Genomic DNA, 19,617 nt, shown 5'->3' with positions numbered 1-19,617 from the left:
CCAACGACGGCGGTCGGGCCTGGGGGCGCGGGGAACTGCGCGGTGCATGTGCGCCGGCCCGCGGCCGACAACGACGCCGAACCAACGACGGCGCGTGGTCGCCCCACGCCAAAGAGCCCAGTTTTGGCCGACTTCCCAGCACCTTTTGCCGCACCACAAACCCCATCGTTCAGCCTCACATTCGGTAGTTGCCGCACTGCTGAGGGTCGCGGAGGTTGACCGAATACCCACCACCCCCGCCTCCGTCTCGGCGAGAATCGTCCTCGGCGGTCGGGGCCCGCGCGGTGCAGGGTGGGGGCCGTGACCCGTCCGCGCGCTGGCCAGCCTCCCCGCACCGCCACGCGCGCGGACCCGCCGCCGATCGCACCGCCGCCGATCGCACCGCCGCCAATCACCCCGCCGTCGATCGCCTGCGGCGATAACCCGCCCGCCGATAACCCCGCCCGGCGATCAGCCCCCGCGCGATCAACCGCCGGTTTCGGCCTCGCGGAGGAAGGCCACCAGCAGTCGTGCCACCACAGCGGGCCGTTCCAGGCTGGGCAGATGCCCCGCCCAGTCCAGTTCCTCGTGGCGCGCCTGCGGCAGCAGCCTGGCCAGCTCGGCCGCCGTCTCCCGGAAGTCCGGCAGATCGTGGCCGCCGGAGACGGCCAGGGCGCGCGCCTTGATGCCCGTCAGCCGGTGGTCGGCCGGCGGCCGGGGGAACTGCTCCGCCGCCAACCGCACGTCCAGCGTGTGGCGTTGCATGAGCCGCACCATGGCGCGGGTGTTGCCGTCCGCTTCGGGGCCGAGCCACGTCGCCACGTTCAGCTCCACCGCCTCCGCCACCGCGCCGGAGTCGAGCAGCCCCGCCGACCTGGCCTCGAAGCCGGCGAGCGCGGTGCTCCGCTCCGTCAGCGGCGGCGCCGCGTTCAGCAGCACCAGCGCGCCGACCCGGTCGGGCCAGCGCGCCGCGACCTCCAGCGCCACCCCGCCGCCGAAGCACGCGCCGACCACCGCCGTCTCCGCGATCCCCAGCGCGTCCAACAGGTCGCGCACGTCCTCCGCGTCCCGGTAGGGCCGGTCGGCCGCCGGGCTGTCCCCGTGGCCGCGGAAGTCGCAGCGCACCACACGGAACCCGGCGTCGACCAGTATCCGCCACTGCGGGTCCCACATCCGTCGGTCGCAGACCGTCGAGTGGAGCAGCAGCAACGCGGGGCCGTCGCCGGCCGCATCGTGGGCGAGGTGCGAAGTCGAGGTCACGGGCAGCCATCGTTCCACGGACCCCGACACCGCGCCCGAAGTCCCCGAAAACGTCACGGCCGTCGACGGTCCTGTTGAGGCACGCCTCTGGCGCACACGCCGGCGCACACGGCGCACGCGGCGGAATCCGTCGTCCGCACCGCCCGTCGGGGGCGCGAAAGGGCTTCCGCCGGGTTGGAATGGTCGGAAAGTGGCGCGGGTTGTAGACGAGGGCGTGGGAAGGCGTCGTGTCGCCCCGCTCCACCACCCGCACATCCTCTGGAAGGACGGCCGAGATGGCAGTGGCACTCTCCGACGAGCTGAAGCGGTACCTGGACGACACCCGGGTCTTCGCCACGGTGGCGACGATCCGCGAGGACGGGTCGCCCCACCTCGTCGTGGTCTGGATCAAGCGCGAGGGCGAGGAGCTGGTGTACTCGACGACGGTTCCCCGTCAGCAGGCGAGGAACCTGGAGCGCGACCCGCGCGTGACGGTGATGGTGAACCCGTCGGACAACCCGTACACCTACGCGGCGATCCAGGGCACGGCGACCCTCGTTCCCGACCCGGACTCCGAGCTGATCGACGAGCTGTCGCGGAAGTACACGGGCAAGCCCTACGCGGAGTTCAACCCGTCCGCCGAGGGCGAGCAGCGGCTGGCCGTCCGGATCACGCCGACCCGGATCTCCGGCCGTCTCTGAGCGTTCGAGCCGTCCGAGACCGCCGGTGCCCGTGCTGGCCGGCGCGTCTCACCGGGGCGGCCGACGCGTCCCGTTTCACGACGCGTCGGCCGCCCCGCGCCGGTGCTCCTCGCCTGTGAGGCTCCACAGCGCGGCGACCAGCGGGCGGCGCAGGTCGGCGCGGCGCACGCAGACGCCCACGGGGAAGAGCGGCGGCGCGGGCTCGGCCGGCACCGTCGCCAGCCGCTCGGCCGTTCCGCTGGACTCCAGCACCAGGCGCGGTACGACGCCCGTTCCGCAGCCCAGCGCGACCAACGTGAGCAGCGCCTCGTGGCCGTCGGGCGTCGCGGCCACCTCGGGCACGCGGCCGGCGGCCCTGAACCACCGGTCGGCCGCCTCCCGCACCAGCCCCCGCTGCGGCAGCACGAACGGGCCGGTCAGTGTCGGGTCGGGGCGGTCCCGCGCGGTGACGAAGACCAGTTCGGTGGTGGTCACGGTCCGGCTGACCAGCGTCGTGGGCAGCCGGGGCGGCACCCCGGCCACGGCCACGTCGACCTCACCCTCGTCCAGCCTGGCGAGAGCGGCTGCCGCGTCCCCGGTCCGCAGGTCGAACCCCACCTGCGGGTGCGCGGACCGGAACGGCCCGAGCAGCCCCGGCAGCAGCGCCTGGCAGGCGGTCACCGTGGCGAAGACCGTCAACCGTCCGCTCAGCCCGGCGGGTTCGGGCTGCTCCTCCCGGTAGTCGCGCCACAGCTCCACGGCGCGCCCGGCGTAGGCGCGGAACCGTTGCCCCTCGGCGGTGAGCGCCACCCCGTGCGGCCCGCGGTCGAACAGCCGGTGGCCGACCCGCGCCTCCAGCCGCTGCACGGTCCTGGTGAGCGTCGCGGGGGAGACATGGCAGTCCAGGCTTGTCCGGCCGAAGTTGAGGCTGTTCGCCAGGTGGAGGAAGAGCCGCAGCGCCCGCTCGTCGTCCAGCATCCCCTCTCACCTTGGCCTTTCGGTCTGTGCAACGCCCCGATGCGGGAGTTGCGCTTGCCGCAACACGCGCCCGAAGCCTACAACTCCCGTCATGGACCCGAATGCCGCAACGAGCGCCTCCGCGCTCGCCGTGAACACCTTCACCTCCGACGTCTTCGCTCCCGAGCCGCTGTCGATGCCGGGCGGCGAGGAGACAGTGCTGCGCGGCGGGCGCCACCTCTTCCCGCTGCTGCCCCGCGCGTTCGCCGGCGTGCGCCGGATCGGGGTGATCGGCTGGGGCTCGCAGGGGCGCGCGCAGGCGCGCAATCTGCGGGACTCGCTCGCCGGCACCGACATCCGTGTCACGGTCGGGCTGCGCCCCGGCTCCTCCTCGGTGGTCGACGCCCGCGCGCACGGCTTCACCGAGGAGAACGGCACGCTCGGCCCGCTGCGCGAGGTGGTCGCGGCCAGCGACCTGGTGCTGCTGCTGATCGCCGACGCCGCCCTGGCCGAGCACCACGCGGAGATCTTCGCCGCGTTGCGACCCGGCGCGGTCATCGGCCTCTCGCACGGCTTCCTGATCGCCCATCTCGCGGAGACCGGCGGCGCGTTGCCGGCCGGGCACCCGGTCATCGCCGTCTGCCCCAAGGGCATGGGCAACTCGGTCCGCCGGCTCTACGAGCAGGGCGCGACCACCGAGGGCGCCGGGATCAACAGCAGCTTCGCGGTGCACGCCGACCCGGACGGGCGCGCGGTGGACCTGGCGCTCGGCTGGTCGGTCGCGCTCGGCTCGCCCTACACCTTCAGGACCACCCTGGAGAGCGAGTACCTCTCCGACCTGGTGGGGGAGCGCGCCATCCTGCTGGGAGCGGTGCACGGCCTGGTCGAGGCGGTCTGGCAGCACTTCAGGCTGGCCGGGGACGACGCGGTCACCGCGTACACGCGCTCCTGCGAGGTCGTCACGGGGCCGCTGGCGCGCGCGATCTCGCGCGGCGGCCTCACGGGGGTGCGCGACGGGCTCGCCCCGTCCGGGCGGGAGGAGTTCGACCGCGCCTACACCGCCGCCTACCGGCCGGCGCGGGCGCTGGTCGCCGAGATCTACGACGAGGTCGCCGCCGGGGTCGAGGTGCGGAGCGTGCTGCTGGCCGAACGGCGGCTCGCCGAGGGCGGGATGAGCCCGGTCGGGGACTCCCCGATGTGGGCGGCGGCGCCGGCGGCGCACGCCCGCAGGGCGGCGGGGGAGACCTCGATCGACCCGCTGACGGCCGGGCTGTTCGTGGCGACCATGGTCGCCACGGTCGACGAGTTCGCCGAGCGCGGTCATCCGTGGTCGGAGATCGTCAACGAGTCGGTGATCGAGGCGGTCGACTCGCTGCTGCCCTACATGCACGCCAGGGACATCGCCTTCATGGTCGACAACTGTTCCCGCACCGCCCGGCTCGGCACCAGGCGCTGGGGGCCGCGCTTCCTCGCGGGCTACCAGCAGACGGTGCTGCCCGCCCTGTCGCGCCCGGCGGACGGGGCGCTGCTCGCCGCGTTCGAGGAGAACCCGGTGCATCCCGCGCTGCGGGCGGCGGCGCGGCTGCGGCCCACGGTCGACATCTCGGTGGACGCGGGCGGCAGTTGACATCTCGGCGTGCGCCTCGCGGGGCGCGTGTCCGTCGAAGGATGTAGTCGGGCGCGCGGGGTGCGCATCGAAGGATGGAGGGGCGGATCATCCCGGGGGTCGATGACGGAGAGTGATGCCGCTTCTACGGTGGGGGTGTCGTGAGGGACGCTCCCGGGGCGCGGCGGCCAGACGGCCTCGGGAGCGGATTCCGGCGACGAGCGGGACAAACGATCCGTAGAAGGGGAGTGGCGCCATGAGTAGGGCGGGGAGGCACGCGACCGAGGGCACCGTGACGGTTCTGATAGGCGTGTTGCTCTGGGTGTTCGCCGGCGGGGTCGAGGTGCCGGTCTTCGAGCTGGACAAGGTGGGCATGGTGATGGTCGTCGTCGGCATCGTGGAGGTGGCGGTGACGCTCGTCCGCGTCGGCCACCGCCGCGCCTGAGGCCGAGGGCGCCCGCGGGTGGTGCGCTCGGTTCAGCGGAGTTCGCCTTCCAGCAGGCTCATCAGATACATGTCGTGCCAGCGGCCCGCCCCGCGGAAGCACTCGCGGTGACGGCCGTCGCGCTGGAAGCCCACCTTCTCGTAGGCGCGCACGGCGGCGGCGTTCTCCACCACCACCCACAGCGCGATCGAGTGCAGCCGCAGTCGGTCGAAGCCCCAGCGGCACAGCGCGCGCAGGGCGTCCGAGCCATAGCCCTGGCTCCAGCAGTCCTTCTCGCCGAGATAGATGTCGAGTTCGGCCCTGCCGTCGATCGGGCTGGCGTCGCGCAGCGCCGTGACGCCGATCAGTCGGCGGTCAGACCGCCGCTCGATCATCAGCAGGGTCGACTCGAAGCTGTTGCGCGGGCGTTCGGCGAAGCGGCGCTCCGCGCTGGCCAGGGACTGCGGGGGCTCGTGGTCGAGCCAGCGGACCACCTCGGGGTCCTGGTTCCAGCGCCAGAGGCTCTCCACGTCGGACGCCTCCATGGGGCGCAGCCGGACCAGTTCGCCGGTCAGCGGGGGAAGTTCGCCGCCGGCGGGCACGTCGTTGTCCATGGTCGGCGATCCAACCAGCCGGCCATGGCTCCGGCCACCGGTTAACGCGGGCGCGCGGTCGGGGCTCAGGCCAGGGTGGCGACCAGCAGCGCCTTGATGGTGTGCAGGCGGTTCTCCGCCTGGTCGAAGACGACGGAGGCGGGGGACTCGAAGACCTCGTCGGTGACTTCGAGGGAGGTGAGTCCGTACCGCTCGTGGAGGGTGCGGCCCAGCGCGGTGCCCAGGTCGTGGAAGGCGGGAAGGCAGTGGAGGAAACGCGTCCCCGGGTTGCCGGTGCCGGCCATCACCTCGGCGGTGACGGCATACGGCCTCAGCAGCGCGATGCGCTCCTCCCAGCGTTCGACAGGCTCACCCAGCGAGACCCACACGTCGGTGGCGACGAAGTCCACCCCGGCCGTCCCCTCCGGCACGGAGTCGGTCAGCGTGATCCGCGCGCCCGTCTCCCCCGCCAGCCGGCGGGCGTCGGCCACCACGGAGTCCTCGGGCCACAGCTGGCGGGGCGCGACGATCCGCACGTCCATCCCGAGCAGGGCGCCGGTGACCAGATAGGAGTTGCCCATGTTGTTGCGGGCGTCGCCCAGGTAGGCGAAGGACTGCTCGACCAGCGGGCGTTCGCCGTGCTCGCTCATGGTCAGCACGTCGGCCAGCATCTGCGTCGGATGCCAGGCGTCGGTCAGCCCGTTGTAGACCGGCACCCCCGCGTAGGCGGCCAGCTCGTCGACGGTGCGCTGGTCATGCCCACGGAACTGGATGGCGTCGAACATCCGGCCGAGGACCCGGGCGGAGTCCTTGGTGGACTCCTTGTACCCGAGGTGCGAGCCGGCGGGGTCCAGATAGGTGGTCCGCGCCCCCTGGTCGGCGGCTGCCACCTCGAAGGCGCAGCGGGTGCGGGTGGAGCTCTTCTCGAAGAGCAGCGCGATGTGCTTCCCCGCCAGCCGGGGCCGCTCGGTGCCGTCCCGCCGCTCGGCCTTCAACCGCGCGGCCAGCGCGAGCAGTTCCCGGAACTCGTCCGCGCTGAGATCCAGCTCCCTGCGCAGGTGGCGTCCGGTGAGTGAGATCCCCATGGGCGGGCTCCGATCCGCGTCGCATCACTTCCTCCGCGCACCCCTGACGGCGCGGCCGACTGAAATCATATACAGATAACCTCATGCTTATGCAATGGGTCCCCGTGCGCTGGCGAGGCCCCGCAGGGGCGCGGGGAACCGCGCGGGTCACCCCGCACGGCCCGAGGTCGACCATCCACCCGCCCTCCCGGCTCGGCGGGCAGTCGCCCGCCGGCGCCGAAAGCCGAGCCCCCGCACCGGGGCGTGCCCCCCATCCCAGGGCCCGCTCCGGCGACCTACGCGCTGGGGTCGCGTTCGATCGGGCAGCTCATGCACCGGGGGCCGCCGCGGCCCCGGCCCAGTTCGCTGCCCGGGATCTCCAGCACCTCCACCCCGTTGCGGCGCAGCTCCGTGTTGGAGGTGACGGTTCGCTCGTAGGCGACGACCACGCCCGGCTCCACGGCGAGCACGTTGCAGCCGTCGTCCCACTGCTCCCGTTCCGCCGCGTGCAGGTCCTGCGTCGCGGTCAGTACCCGGATCTTCCCCAGCCCCAGGGACTCGGCGATCGCACGGTGCATGTGCTCCGGCGGGTTGTCGGTGACCGACAGCTCCCGGCCGCCCGTGCCCGGCGTGATCGTGTAGGAGCGGAGCATCCCGAGCCCGGCGTACTGGGTGAACGTCTCGCCGTCGACCATCGTCAGCACCGTGTCCAGGTGCATGAAGGCCCGCCGCTTCGGCAGGTCCAGGGCCACAATGGTGTGCGCCGAGCCCGCCGCGAAGAGCCGGCGCGCCAGCAGCTCGACGGCCTGCGGCGTGGTGCGTTCGCTCATCCCCACCAGCACCGCGCCGCGCCCGATCACCAGCACGTCCCCGCCCTCGATGGTCGAGGGGTGCGCGCCGTGCGGCTCGGACCAGTGGTGGAAGGCGTCTCCCTCGGCGGCGAAGAGCGGATGGTGCCGGTAGATCGCCTCGAAGTGGACGCTCTCCCGTTGCCTGGCCGGCCAGCGCATCGCGTTCACCGTCACCCCGTCGTAGACCCAGGCGGAGGCGTCCCTGGCGAAGAGGTGGTTCGGCAGCGGCTGGAGCAGGAACTCGTCCAGCTCCATCACGTGCAGTCGGATGGAGTCGGGCACCGGGTGGCGTTCCACGTACTCGCGCTTGGTCATGCCGCCGACGAGCGCCTCCGCCAGTTCGGCACCGGACAGCCCCTCGAAGACCTGCCGCAGGGCGTCCGTTGCCAGCGGACCGTACTCGCGTTCGTCGAAGACCCGCCCCAGGACCAGCGTGCGGGCGGCCGGGATCTCCAGGCTCTCTCCCAGCAGGTCGCCGAGGAGCCGCACCTCCACGCCCCGGCTGCTCAGCAACGAGGCGAAGATGTCGTGCTCCTGCTGAGCGCGCTTGACCCACAGGACGTCGTCGAAGAGCAACTCGTCCTTGTTGGTCGGAGTGAGGCGCTTCAGTTCGAGACCGGGGCGGTGGAGGATCACTCGACGCAGCCGGCCGGTCTCGGAGTCAACGTGAAAGGACATGGCCCCATTCTGCGCCCCGGCCGCCCGGCCGCGCCCGCCCTACCAGGGCAGCTCGCGGATCTGCTGCACGCAGAGGATGAGGAAGAGGACCCCGGAGGCGGCGAGCGTCACGTTGCTCAACCAACCGTTGCGCCAGCTCAGCGGCGTCCGGCCGGTGTTGAGCAGCCACAGCAGGGTCAGCGCGAGGAAGGGCATGAAGAACGAGCCCAGCACGCCGTAGGTGATCACCAGCCCGATCGGCTGGTCCAGGAAGAGCAGCGCCATCGGCGGGAAGGTCAGCCACAGCAGATAGGCGCGGAACGGCAGCGAGTGCTCCCGGTCGCCCGCCAGCGCCTGGGGGCCGGCCAGCGTCGGCCTCGCGTGCGCCACGAAGTCGGCGAAGAGCAGGCTCACCCCGTGCCAGACGCCGATCACCGAGCTGAACGAGGCGGCGAAGAAGCCGATCAGGAAGAAGTCGGCGGTGACGGAGCCGAAGCGTTCGTCCAGCACCTCGCCCAGGTCGAGCAGGCCCCGGTCCCCGGTGGTGAGCGCGACCTCGGCGGAGTGCAGCAGCTCGGCGCCGATGACCATCATCGCGATGACGAAGATGCCGGTGGTCGCGTAGGCGACCCGGTTGTCCAGCCGCATCATCGGCATCCACCGGACGGTGGTCCAGCCCTTGGCCGTCACCCAGTAGCCGTAGGAGGCGAGCGTGATCGTACCGCCGACGCCGCCTATCAGCCCCAGCGTGTAGACGACCGAGCCGTCCGGCAGCGTCGGCCACAGCCCCGCGCCCATCGCGGCGACATCCGGGCCGACGCGGATCGCGAGGGAGACGACCACGACGAACATGATCCCCGTGAAGACCATCATGATCTTCTCGACGATCGCGTAGCGGTTGAACCAGACGCACGCCAGCCCGGCTGTCCCGCTGAGGATGCCCCAGACCTTCAGCGAGGGCCCGTCGGGGAAGAGGGACACCAGCGGCAGCGCGCTGGCCGACATCGCGGTGGCGCCGTAGACGAAGCCCCAGACGACGATGTAGATCCCGAAGTACCAGGTGGTCCAGCGGCCCATCGTGCGCCAGCCGTCGAGGATGGTCCGCCCGGTCGACAGGTGCCAGCGCCCCGTCGCCTCGGCCAGCGCCACCTTGATCAGACAGCCGACCACCGCCGCCCACAGCAGCGTGTACCCGTACCGGCTGCCGGCCACCGTCGTCGCGACGAGGTCCCCGGCGCCCACGCCGGTCGCCGCGACCACGAGTCCGGGGCCGACCAACCGCCAGCGCCTGGTCGGGGGTTGAGGTGTCTCCTGCGTCGTCGCCACGGGGGAGATGCTGCCCACGAACGCGTGGTTTAAAGGCCGCACAGCCCGTGCACCACGGCGTTGCCGTCCGAAAACCGCCAGTCCGGGATGGTGTGCGCTGCTTCACTGAACCCATGAACGTGCCCGCACCACCCACCGAAGAACTCGCCACCAAGGCCCGTCTGCTGGCCACCCTGCACGGCGGCGCCCAGCCGCTGCTGCTGCCGAACGCCTGGGACGCGCTGAGCGCCCGCCTCTCGGTCCGGGCCGGCGCCGCCGCCGTCGCCACCACCAGCTCCGGAGTCGCCTGGAGCCTCGGCGTCCCCGACGGCGACCGGCTCGGCCGCGAGGCGGCCGTCGCGGTCGTCGCCCGTGTCGCCGCCGCGGTCGACGTGCCGGTCACCGCCGACATCGAGAGCGGTTTCGCCGCCGACGCCGCCGGTGTCGGCGAGACGGTCGCCCGGGTGCTGGCCGCGGGAGCGGTCGGCGTCAACCTGGAGGACGGAGCGTATGACGGCCCCGACGCGCTGCGCCCCACGGACGAGGCCGCCGAACGTCTCTCCGCCGCCAGGTCCGCGGCCGACGCGGCGGCCGTTCCCCTCTTCGTCAACGCGCGCGTCGACGTCTTCCTTCGCAAGCGCGGCGCGACCACGGCACTGGTGGAGGAGACCCTGGAGCGTGCCCGCGCCTACCGCGCGGCCGGCGCCGACGGCGTCTTCGTCCCCGGCGTCACCGACCCCGAGTTGGTGCGCACCCTGGCCGACGGCCTGGACGCGCCGCTCAACGTGCTGGCCGGCCCCGGAGCCCCCGACGTCGCCACCCTGGCCGCCGCGGGCGCCGCCAGGATCAGCGTCGGCTCCGGGATCGCCCAGGCCGCCTACGCCCTGGCCGAGCGGGCCGCCGAGGAGCTGCTGACCGCCGGCACCTACGAGGCCCAGTCCGGTGCCCTCGACTACGGCGACCTCAACGCCCTGATGGAGCCCGCCGACCGCGCCTCCTGACCCGTCGCCCCACTCCCCGCGCGGGCCTCGCGAATCCCGTCGGAATCGTGGGGCCCGCGCCCGCCGTGCCGCCCCCTTCCCGCCTCCCGACGGGGGCGCGGCGGGAACGCGGGCCACCCGCCACCCCCGACCGTGGAACCGTGCCCCGACGCGCGCGAGCGCCCGCGCCACGCGCCCGCGCCACCCGCCTGAGCTGGTCTTCTACGGGGGGAAGACCCTAGGGTGCGGGCGGCCGTCAGAGGTGAGGAAGGGGCCGGCGATGAGCGAGCAGGGGCGAAGCATCCGGACCGTGGAGGACGTGCTGAGACTGATGGACGGTCTCTTCGCGACGGGCGGCGACCGTTGGACCGCGGGGGCCTCCGACTGGTGGGACACCTTCTACGGCGACCGCGCCCGCGAGGTCCCGTTCTTCGCCGACAAGCCCGACGAGAGCCTGGTCGAGCTGCTGGCCGAGGGGGCCCTCGCCCCCGGTTCCCGGGTGCTCGACCTCGGCTGCGGCCCGGGCCGCAACGCGCTCTGCCTGGCGGCGCATGGCCTGGAGGTGGACGCGGTCGACCTCTCCCCGACGGCCGTCGCCTGGGCCAGGGAACGGGCGGCGGCGCGCGGGACCACCGGGGTGCGGTTCCACCGGGGCGACGCGTTCGCCCTCGCCGGCACCGCCCTGGCCGGGTCCTACGCGTTGATCCACGACTCGGGCTGCTTCCACCATCTGCCGCCGCACCGCAGGGTCAGCTATCTGGCCCTGGTCGACCGGCTGCTGGCGCCGGGCGGGCTGCTCTCGCTGAGCTGCTTCGCCGCCGGCGGGATGGGTTCGGAGTTGCCTGACGAGGCGTTCTACCGGGACGCCTCCCTGCACGGCGGCCTCGCCTACTCGGAGGAGAGCCTGCGGTGGGTCTTCTCGGACCTCACCGAGGTCCGGCTGCGCCGGATGCGCGACGAGCCGGAGGACTCGCCCCACTTCGGCGAGTCCTTCCTGTGGGCCGCCCTCTTCCGCCGCCCCGGCCCGGAAGACTGACCGCGCCCCGCGCGGCGGAGCGGCGGGCACGGTCACCGCTCGTCCCACCAGCGGTCGTCCCGCTCCCGGCGGTTGGCGACGATGGCGGCGACGGGCGGGATCACGGCCGCGAGCGCGCACATGGCGACGGCCAGCGGCACCGACCACAGCCGCACCACCGCGCCGCCGCCGACGAAGAGCAGCAGGCAGACGGCCATCAGCAGCAGATAGCGTCGCCGGCGTCGTCCGTACACACGGCCCACGGTAGGCGCCGTCCCCGCTCAGCGCCTGAGCGCCGGCGCTCAGGCGCTGAGCGGGCGCGGGTGCGGGGCGCGGCGGTCGAAGGTGGCGCGGGCGGCGCACAACTGGTCGGCGCGGCTCGCGCTCCACTCGGCTATCCGCGTCACCAGCTGCGCTATCTCCTCGCCGAGCGCGGTCAGCCCGTACTCCACCCTCGGCGGAACGGTGGGGAAGACCGTTCTGGTCACCAGGCCCTCGCGTTCCAGCGCCCGCAGGGTCTGGGTCAGCATCTTCTGGGTGACGCCGTCCAGCCGGCGCCGCAGCTCGTTGAAGCGCAGCGCGCGCCCGTCGGCGAGCGCCACCAGCGCCAGCATCGTCCACTTGCCGGCGATCAGCTCCAGCGTGGCGCGCGGCGCGCGGCCCCGGGGAAGCACCTCGCTGCCGCGCCCGCCGACGGCGCCGCGCTCTCGATGGTCCTCGTGCCTGCCGTTGCCCTCATGATCGAAGTCGGTCTCCACGAGGTCCCTGGATACCAGAGAACGCGGCGCATTCCCACGCCGCACCCCCGCCCGAGGGGAGGCGGCATCCCGTCCGCACCCCCGCTGACCTCGTACTTCGGCCCGCCCCAGCCGACTTGGGCGGGGCGGGCCGAAGGGCGTTCATGGCGGTGGTCGGTCAGAGCACGGCGGCGAGCACCATGTAGGGAAGGCTGCCGGCGAGCAGGCCCGCGAAGACGACCGTCGCGACCCGGGCCGTCCGGCCCTCGCGTTCCCTCGTGGCGATGCCGGTCCCGACGAGGCCCAGCGCGCCGATCAGCAGCCCGTAGAGGAAGAAGACGGGGGACAGGGCCAGGGCGAGGGTGGCCGTCGCCGCGAACAGGATGCGGGTCTGTCGTGTGGTCTTGCGGTCCAGCCTGTTGTCCAGCCTGTTGTCCAGCACCTGGTCCATGACGGAACTCCTCACCGCTGCCGGGGGTTCACCGGTCCTGCTGATCACTGTCCCCAGGTTGACGCCTGGTCATGCCCCCGCGCGGCGGTCGGTGGAACCGGTCGGTCACCGTCCGCGTCCTGCCGGCGCGCTCCGGCGCCCGACGGCTGACGCGCGCCCGACGGCTGACGCGGGCCCCGCACCGTGACCGGTCCCGGGCCCGCGGGGCTACGGTCAGCCTCCGGCGCCCGGACTCGGGCCTCGAACAGACGTGGCGGGAGCGCGCGTTGCCGCGTGCACACGCATGTGTGAAGGAAGTGCGGAGAGGCGAGTGAACGCCCCGAACGACGTGCACGTCGCTGCCACGGTGAGAACGGCTTCCCACCGGGTAGTGACGCTTCGTCGGGGTGCTCCGGCGGCCGGAAGGCGCGCGCGCGTGCTGCCGACCGGGGGCGACTCCATCCCGATTCCAACTCCCTTCCATGGCCCCGGTCGGGCGAGGTCGCGAGAATGTCGGGAGACGACCGGGGCGAACGACGGGAGGAAGGCGCGCGATGCGAAGGGCGCAGCTGAAGGTGGTCTCGCCCGCGGGGAGGGCCGGCATCCACGTGCTGGAGGGCGAGCAGTGCACCGTAGGCCGCGCCGCGCCCCACCACGAGCCCGACATCGTGCTCGCGCCCGACCCGCAGGGCTGGGTCAGCAGGCTGCACTGCATCCTCGACCTGGAGTACGGCCACTGGTGGGTCACCGACCACGCCAGAAACGGCACGCTGCTCCAACCCGCCGACCCCGGGGGCGAGATCCGCGCGCTGCGGGGCCGCGAGCCGCTGCGCCACGGGGACACCCTGCTGGTCCTCGGCGACATGGTCTCCGAGGAGGAGCTTCTGTACTGGCGGCTGACGTATGTCGACGCGCACGCGACCCGCCCCGCGCCGCCCCGGCACGCCGACGGCTGGGACGGGGAGCGGGAGCGCGCCGCGGTCCGCTACGACGTGGTGGGCAGCAGGGTCTACCGGACCGGGGGCGAACGCGAGGTGCTGGTCGAGGGGTTGCGTCCCAAGGGACACCAACTGCTGCGCCACATGACGGGGCGCGGCACCGGGCTCCCCGGCGTGGAGGCGGTCACGTGCGAACACGACGAACTGATCGCCGCCCTCTGGCGTCCTCCTCGGGAGTGGCCGCCCGGCCGCGGCTACGACCGCACGGACCTGGCGGGAGTGGTGCGCGCGGTACGCAGATGCGTGGAGCCCGACCCGGGCGACCCCCGGGTGCTGGAGACGGTTCCGACCATCGGCTACCGGCTCTACGTCCACCAGGGGCCGGTGCCGCGCGGGGACGGCCATGCGCACCGCATCGACTGAACGACACAGCGCCGCACGGCGGTTGGGGGGAGCACGGATGGGTCGGGTGGGGCCGCGACGCCGGGGGAACCTGCTCAGCCAGGGCCAGCGGATCAACGAGGCGCTGGTGGTCGACCGCGGCCTGGGCGAGGGCTCGTTCGCCGAGGTCTACCGGGTGCGTCACCAGTTCCTCGGCTGGCAGGCGTTGAAGCTCTTCCGGAACATGGCCTCGCGGGAGGAGGCGTCGGACATGATGGAGGAGGCCCGCATCCTCTCCACGCTCGGCCACCCGAACATCATCCGGGTCTTCGACGCGGGGACCGTCCAGACCGCCGCGGGCCGACGCGGCTACATCACCATGGAGTACGTCGCCGGCGGCAGCCTGGAGCAGCTGATCGAGACCCACGGGGGAGTGGTGCCGGTCGCCCTGGTGGTGGCCGTGGTGCGGCAGGCCGCCGAGGGGCTGGCCATCGCGCACGAACGGGCCCACCCCATCGTCCACCGCGACCTCTCGCTGGCCAACGTGCTGGTCAACTACGACGAGTCCGGGCTGCTGGCGAAGGTCAGCGACTTCGGGCTCGCCAAGGAGACCGACCCGCTGACGATGGCGGCCAGCGCCCAGGGCACCGTCGCGTACATGCCGCCCGAGGTGCTGCGGCAGGGGCACGGCTACTCCTGCGCCGGGGACCTCTGGGCGCTGGGCACCATCGCCTATCTGCTGCTGACCAACCACTTCCCGTACGACGGCGGCGACCCGGTGCGTTCCTTCTCGCTGGAGCGGTTCCACCGCGCGCTGCTGCCGCCCAGCGCGTTCAACGACGAGGTCGGCCCCGAACTCGACCGGCTGGTCGGCGACATGCTGCGCGTCGACCCGGCGGAGCGGACCGGCTCGGCCCGCGAGGTGGCGCGCCGTGCCTCAGCCCTGAGCGCGCCCACCGGGCCGCCGACACCCGAGGCGTCCCCGGAACCACCCGCGCCAGCCGCGCCAGCCGCGTCGAGCGCGGCGCTCGACGCGGCTGGCGCGGCTGCCGAGCGCGCGGCCCTCGCCCTGGTGCGCCTCTCCCGCGAGCCGGGACGACTGGCGGAGGCGGCCGACGGGTTGGCGGCGTTGATCGACGAGCACCCCGGCCTCGGCGCCCACCACCGGGCGCGCCTGACGACCTGGCGGCGCGGGGTCGTCATGTGAACGCCGGACGGACATGAGGGGCCACGCGAACGGTACGGCGCCCGCCGGGGCGCGACCGGCGCGGCTCGGAGACGAACAGAGGGGGACAGGGATGGACGAACAACGAGACCGAGGCGGCGAACTCGTTCGCTTCACCGAGCTGGCCGGCAACCGGCTCTACCGGAACAACGCCTTCGCCGTCACCGGCCTTCCCGCCGACGCGGCCGGCCGCTCGGTGCGCCAGCAGCGCCAGCGGCTGGAAGCACGGCTGGCGGTGCAGAAGTCCTGGCCGGGAGACCCCGCGTCCCCGCTGACCGTCGAGTACCGCGTCGAGGAGGTGCGGGTCGCGTTCGACCAGTTCCAGGACGCCCGCCGCCGGCTGGTCGACGAGCTGCTGTGGCGCTGGGGCGACGCCGACCTGGGCTGCGACTGCCCCGGCGACCTGCACGCCGCCCACGACGCGGCCGTGGTCGCCCACGCCGAGGCGCTGGACGGCGCCACCGCCGCGACCGGGCTCACCGCCACACGCGCACGCGAACTGTGGCGCGCCGCCGCCGACGGCTGGGCCGCGACACTCGCCCACCCCTCGTTCGCCACCCATGTCGGCCACCGCGTCGACGCGCTGGCCGAGGACCGCAGGCTGGCGGCGCTCACCGCCGACGACTTCGTGGACAAGCTGCCAGCGCTGCTGGTCTCCCCGCTCAACGAACTGGTCGGCTTCCTCGAAACCCGCGCCGAACTCGCCGCGATCTGCGCCCACTTCAGCCGCCACGAGATCTTCGCCCCACTGGTCGCCGAGGGGTTCGAGCGACTCGTCGACGAGGGCTCACGCGCCATCAACGCCACCCTGCGCGCCGCCGAGGAGGACCGCAGGGAGGGGCGCTTCTCCGACGCCCTGGACAAGCTGCGCGAGCAGGTCAAGCCCGCCTACGAGGAGCTGGAGCCGTACTGGCCGTTCGTCTCCGAATGGCGCCGGGAGGAGCTGTCGCACCTTGTCGCCGTCGGCATGAACAACCTCGCGGTGGCCCTCCTCGAACACCACAGATACCAGCGGGCCAGCAGCCAACGCTCCAGCCGGCTCATCGAGTTGGCCGAGACGGCGCTACGGGTCACGCCGAGCGACCAGGGCGGCACCATCGCGGAGAACCTGCGGGTCATCCGCCAACTCCACGGCCACGCCGCGCGCCGCCACGCCCCACTGGCGGACGCCCCCGGTGCTGCCGGCGCCGCACCGGGACAGGACACGCTCTGGGGCTGCCTGGCGTTCCTCGTCGTCCTTCTCGGCATCATCGGTGTGATCGTCGCCGGCGTCGGGTCCGGCTTCGTGCCGGCCCTGCTCACCGGGCTCGGCACCCTGACGGCGCTCGGCCTGATCGGGACCTTCAGCGAGGCCGGCAGGGCGCGGCGGGAAGCCGCGAAGCGGCAGTCCGCCGGGCACGGAGGGGGGAACGGCTGATGGCCACCGCCCCGCGCCGCCGACTGCGCGCGCTCGTCGGCCAGTTGCGGCATCCGCGCGAGTTCAGGGTGCCGCCGCCGGCGCTCGACCCCGACCAGGCCGCCTGGGCCACGGCGCTGCTCGACGAGATCGCCGCCCTCGCCGCACGCGCCACCGCCGCCACGCCCGCCGCGCCCGCCACCGAGGGCGGCGCCAGTGCCGAGACCGCTCCCGACACCGACGCGCTGCTGCGCGCCGCCATCGGCCTGTGGCGCGCCGAACGCAAGCTGGAACAGGAGGCCGACGTGCTCACCGGCGCCAACCTGCGACAGGTGCGCCGCCAGGTCAACGCCATCCGCCGGGCGTTGGTCGACGACGGGCTGGAGATCCAGGAACACGACGGCCTGCCCTTCGACTCGGGCCACTCTCTTGAGGTCCTCGTCTTCCAGGAGGACCCGGGACTCACCCGCGAGACGGTCCTGGAGACCGTGCGGCCCACCATCCACTTCCGCGGCCGACGCATCCAGATGGGCCAGGTCATCGTCGGCCGCCCCGTCCAGGAGCCGGAGCCGGGACCCACCGACACGGCGACCGACACCGCGCCGAGCAGCTGAGAGGGGAGACCAGTGCGCGAGACCATCGACTTCGGAATCGATCTCGGAACGACCAACAGCGCCATCGCCGTCGCCGAGGAGGACGGCGTGCGCGTCATCAAGAACAACGACGGCTGGGACTACACCCCCTCCGCCGTCTGGAGCCCGAAGCCCGGGGTGGTGCACGTCGGCCGCCGCGCCAAGGAACGCACCGAGAGCGACGTCGACGACGCCTACGCCGAGTTCAAACAGGAGATGGGGACCGCGGGCGCGCACCGCGCGTTCCGTCGCGCCGGCGTCACCATGTCCCCCGAGCAGCTCTCCGCCGAGGTGCTGAAGTCGCTGCGCCAGGACGTCGCCCACGAGTTCGGCGAGCAGCCGGCCGCCGCGGTGATCACCGTGCCGGCCTCGTTCGCCCTCAACCAGAACAACGCCACCAGCGAGGCCGCCGCACTCGCCGGCCTCGGCGAGCACTGCCCGCTGGTGCAGGAGCCCACCGCCGCCGCCATCGCCTACGGCGTGCGGGACGCCTCCGAGTCGGCGCACTGGATGGTCTTCGACCTCGGCGGCGGCACCTTCGACGCGGCCGTCATGAGCAAGCGCGACGGCGAGCTGCAACTCATCCAGCACGCCGGCGACCCGCACCTCGGCGGCAAGCTCATCGACTGGGCCCTCGTCGACGACCTGCTGGCCCCGGCCGTCCGACGCGACCTGGGACTGAACGACTTCACCCGCGGAAACGCGCTCTGGCGGCGCAACTTCGCCAAGCTCAAGGCCGAGGCGGAGAACGCCAAGATCGCCCTCTCCCGCGACCTCGCGGCCGACATCTTCGCCGACCTCGACGACGGCCACGGCGGCACCGAACCGTTCGAGTTCACCCTCACCAGGAACGCCCTGGAGAAGCTGGCGCGCCCCTTCTACGTCCGCGCCATCCGGCTCTGCCGGGACGCGCTCGCCGAGAGCGCGCTGCGCCCCGACGACATCGACCGGATGCTGCTGGTCGGCGGCGCCACCCTCAGCCCCGGGCTGCGCGCCCTGCTGGCCGACCCCGAGGAGGGCCCCGGCATCCCCCTCGACCACAGCCAGGACCCCACCACCGTGGTGGCGCGCGGCGCCGCCGTCTTCGCCCGCAGCGTCCGCGCGCCGCGCGCCCCGCACCGGGCGGCCGTCGGCGAGTTCGCCGTCGAACTCACCTATCCCGCGCAGACCGTGGACACCACCGACGTCCCCGTCTCCGGCACGGTCACCAGCGGCGACGACGTCGACTGGACCGGCTACGCGGTCACCGTCGCCAACCCCCACGGCAAGCTGCCGTTCCGCAGCCCGCGCACCGCGCTCACCTCGGACGGCGCCTTCTACCTTGAGGTCAGCATCGACCCCGACACCACCTCGCGCTTCGTCGTCGAGCTGACCGACGGGGCCGGCGACCGGCAGAAGCTGGTCGGCGACACCTTCTCCGTCGGCCACGCCGCCGTCGTCCCCGGCGACGCCGTCCTCACCGGCACCCTCGGCATCGGCAAGGCCGACGGCCGGTTCGACCCGCTGCTGCGCAAGGGCACCTCGCTGCCCACCATGGTCACCAAGACCTACCGCACCACCATCGCGCTGCGCCACTCCGAGCCCGACGCCGTCATCAAGATCCCGCTGCTGGAGGGCGACCGCCCCCGCGCCGACCGCAACACCCGCGTCGGCCAGCTGGAGATCAGGCCGCGCGACGTGCGGATCGAGCTGCCGGCGCAGAGCGAGGTGGAGGTGACCTTCGAGATCCAGGCCAGCAGCCGCGAGGTGCTGGTCACCGCCGACATCCCGCTGGTCCAGCAGCAGTTCGAGGCGACGATCAACCGTTCCGACCTGCTGGCTCCCGAGCACGACGAGCTGGTCGACCGCCTCCACGACCTGGAGGCCCGCGTCAACGACCTCCGTGACCAGGCCGACGACGTCCACGCCGAGCAGGCGCAGCGCGCCCTCGACGACCTCACCGACCAGCGGTCCGTGCCGCAGCTCCGCAAGGACGTCGACGCCGCCGCCGTCGACACCGGCGCCGCCGTCAACAGCGACCGCCGCATCCGCGACCTGGAGGCCCAGCTCGACGACATCGAGGAGGCCATCGAGGTGCCGGGGCTCCAACGCGAGCTGTGGGAACTCCTCAGCCAGTGCCAGGACATCATCGAGCACAACGGCGGCGGCCACTCCGACCGCGCCGAGCTCCAGTCGCTGCGCGACCGCGTCAGCGCCCTCGGCGAGGACGCCAAGCCGGCCGACCTGCGCCGACTCAACGAACGCGCCAGGGAGTTCCAGATCGAGCTGCTGCGCCGCACCGACCAGTGGGAGTTCCTCGTCTTCAACTCGCTGGAGTCGATGCGCGACCAGATGCACTCCCGCGCCCAGGCGGACGCCGCGATCCTGGAGGGCCGCCAGGCCATCGCCCAGGGCAACCGCAGGGCCCTCGCCGGCGTGAACGAACGACTGCGCCGTCTCCTCCCACCAGGCGCCGCCGGCGAGGTGGAGCGCAAGACCGGCGGAATCAACTGAACCGAAGGCCCCACCGACCGAGGTGAGGAGGGAGA

The 19,617-nt window shown here is 73.1% G+C and carries 19 protein-coding genes; 10 read left to right on the top strand and 9 right to left on the bottom strand.

What is annotated here, in order from left to right; translation table 11 throughout:
* Nucleotides 1-465: 465 nt before the first annotated feature.
* Entirely contained in the window at nt 466-1,239 is a 774-nt protein-coding gene (locus tag FH715_RS09290) for an alpha/beta fold hydrolase (RefSeq protein ID WP_246108648.1), read from the bottom strand.
* A 275-nt stretch (nt 1,240-1,514) separates the two neighbouring features.
* Here FH715_RS09290 and FH715_RS09285 point away from each other — a divergent pair, with 275 nt between their 5' ends.
* A complete protein-coding gene (locus tag FH715_RS09285) occupies nt 1,515-1,919 on the top strand; it encodes a PPOX class F420-dependent oxidoreductase (protein ID WP_139642786.1) in 405 nt (134 codons plus the stop codon).
* A gap of 75 nt (nt 1,920-1,994) precedes the next feature.
* On the opposite strand, the gene ilvY is transcribed toward FH715_RS09285, so the two are convergent.
* Nucleotides 1,995-2,876, bottom strand: coding sequence for an HTH-type transcriptional activator IlvY (ilvY, locus tag FH715_RS09280; RefSeq protein WP_139642784.1), 882 nt, complete (start codon nt 2,874-2,876; stop codon nt 1,995-1,997).
* Between the two features lie 91 nt (nt 2,877-2,967).
* On the opposite strand from ilvY, the gene FH715_RS09275 reads away from it, so the two are divergent.
* The gene (locus FH715_RS09275; RefSeq protein WP_139642781.1) at nt 2,968-4,482 is read left to right on the top strand and encodes a ketol-acid reductoisomerase; all 1,515 of its coding nucleotides are present in this window, start codon (nt 2,968-2,970) and stop codon (nt 4,480-4,482) included.
* Nucleotides 4,483-4,717: 235 nt separating this feature from the next.
* A complete protein-coding gene (locus FH715_RS09270; RefSeq protein ID WP_139642778.1) occupies nt 4,718-4,906 on the top strand; it encodes a DUF5708 family protein in 189 nt (62 codons plus the stop codon).
* Between the two features lie 32 nt (nt 4,907-4,938).
* Here the strand turns inward: FH715_RS09270 and FH715_RS09265 are convergent, their stop codons facing one another.
* The 4 genes from FH715_RS09265 to FH715_RS09250 all read right to left on the bottom strand — a co-directional run bounded on the left by FH715_RS09265 (nt 4,939) and on the right by FH715_RS09250 (nt 9,385).
* Nucleotides 4,939-5,499: a GNAT family N-acetyltransferase gene (locus FH715_RS09265; RefSeq protein WP_246108647.1), complete on the bottom strand. Its 561-nt coding sequence runs from the start codon at nt 5,497-5,499 to the stop codon at nt 4,939-4,941.
* Nucleotides 5,500-5,564: 65 nt separating this feature from the next.
* Nucleotides 5,565-6,563, bottom strand: a complete 999-nt coding sequence (gene argF / locus FH715_RS09260; protein WP_139642776.1) for an ornithine carbamoyltransferase — start codon at nt 6,561-6,563, stop codon at nt 5,565-5,567.
* A 275-nt stretch (nt 6,564-6,838) separates the two neighbouring features.
* The gene (locus FH715_RS09255; RefSeq protein ID WP_139642774.1) at nt 6,839-8,071 is read right to left on the bottom strand and encodes an arginine deiminase; all 1,233 of its coding nucleotides are present in this window, start codon (nt 8,069-8,071) and stop codon (nt 6,839-6,841) included.
* 39 nt (nt 8,072-8,110) lie between these two features.
* Nucleotides 8,111-9,385: an Nramp family divalent metal transporter gene (locus FH715_RS09250; protein ID WP_139643095.1), complete on the bottom strand. Its 1,275-nt coding sequence runs from the start codon at nt 9,383-9,385 to the stop codon at nt 8,111-8,113.
* A 104-nt stretch (nt 9,386-9,489) separates the two neighbouring features.
* On the opposite strand from FH715_RS09250, the gene FH715_RS09245 reads away from it, so the two are divergent.
* Both FH715_RS09245 and FH715_RS09240 read left to right on the top strand, forming a co-directional pair.
* A complete protein-coding gene (locus FH715_RS09245) occupies nt 9,490-10,356 on the top strand; it encodes an isocitrate lyase/PEP mutase family protein (RefSeq protein WP_139642770.1) in 867 nt (288 codons plus the stop codon).
* 259 nt (nt 10,357-10,615) lie between these two features.
* Nucleotides 10,616-11,371, top strand: coding sequence for a class I SAM-dependent methyltransferase (locus tag FH715_RS09240; protein WP_139642765.1), 756 nt, complete (start codon nt 10,616-10,618; stop codon nt 11,369-11,371).
* A 32-nt stretch (nt 11,372-11,403) separates the two neighbouring features.
* Here the strand turns inward: FH715_RS09240 and FH715_RS09235 are convergent, their stop codons facing one another.
* The 3 genes from FH715_RS09235 to FH715_RS09225 form a co-directional block, all read right to left on the bottom strand.
* The gene (locus FH715_RS09235; protein ID WP_139642763.1) at nt 11,404-11,604 is read right to left on the bottom strand and encodes a DUF3099 domain-containing protein; all 201 of its coding nucleotides are present in this window, start codon (nt 11,602-11,604) and stop codon (nt 11,404-11,406) included.
* A gap of 48 nt (nt 11,605-11,652) precedes the next feature.
* The gene (locus FH715_RS09230; protein ID WP_425472694.1) at nt 11,653-12,108 is read right to left on the bottom strand and encodes a winged helix-turn-helix transcriptional regulator; all 456 of its coding nucleotides are present in this window, start codon (nt 12,106-12,108) and stop codon (nt 11,653-11,655) included.
* Between the two features lie 157 nt (nt 12,109-12,265).
* Entirely contained in the window at nt 12,266-12,538 is a 273-nt protein-coding gene (locus FH715_RS09225; RefSeq protein ID WP_139642760.1) for a hypothetical protein, read from the bottom strand.
* Nucleotides 12,539-13,071: 533 nt separating this feature from the next.
* Here FH715_RS09225 and FH715_RS09215 point away from each other — a divergent pair.
* The 5 genes from FH715_RS09215 to FH715_RS09195 all read left to right on the top strand — a co-directional run bounded on the left by FH715_RS09215 (nt 13,072) and on the right by FH715_RS09195 (nt 19,582).
* The gene (locus FH715_RS09215; protein ID WP_170184679.1) at nt 13,072-13,878 is read left to right on the top strand and encodes an FHA domain-containing protein; all 807 of its coding nucleotides are present in this window, start codon (nt 13,072-13,074) and stop codon (nt 13,876-13,878) included.
* 46 nt (nt 13,879-13,924) lie between these two features.
* Nucleotides 13,925-15,043 (top strand): serine/threonine-protein kinase, encoded by a 1,119-nt coding sequence (locus FH715_RS09210; protein ID WP_170184678.1) that lies wholly within the window; start codon nt 13,925-13,927, stop codon nt 15,041-15,043.
* A gap of 91 nt (nt 15,044-15,134) precedes the next feature.
* A complete protein-coding gene (locus FH715_RS09205) occupies nt 15,135-16,478 on the top strand; it encodes a hypothetical protein (RefSeq protein WP_139642749.1) in 1,344 nt (447 codons plus the stop codon).
* On the top strand, nt 16,478-17,071 hold the full coding sequence (locus FH715_RS09200) for a hypothetical protein (RefSeq protein ID WP_139642746.1): 594 nt from the start codon (nt 16,478-16,480) through the stop codon (nt 17,069-17,071). Before FH715_RS09205 ends, FH715_RS09200 begins: the two co-directional genes overlap by 1 nt.
* A 12-nt stretch (nt 17,072-17,083) precedes the next feature.
* Entirely contained in the window at nt 17,084-19,582 is a 2,499-nt protein-coding gene (locus FH715_RS09195; protein WP_139642743.1) for an Hsp70 family protein, read from the top strand.
* Nucleotides 19,583-19,617 lie beyond the last annotated feature (35 nt).

The organism is Streptomyces sedi, assembly GCF_006335015.1.
Taxonomy (GTDB): domain Bacteria; phylum Actinomycetota; class Actinomycetes; order Streptomycetales; family Streptomycetaceae; genus Streptomyces; species Streptomyces sedi.
The sequence above is the reverse complement of the archived record's forward strand: the minus strand, read 5'-3'. Positions and strand labels throughout refer to the sequence as shown.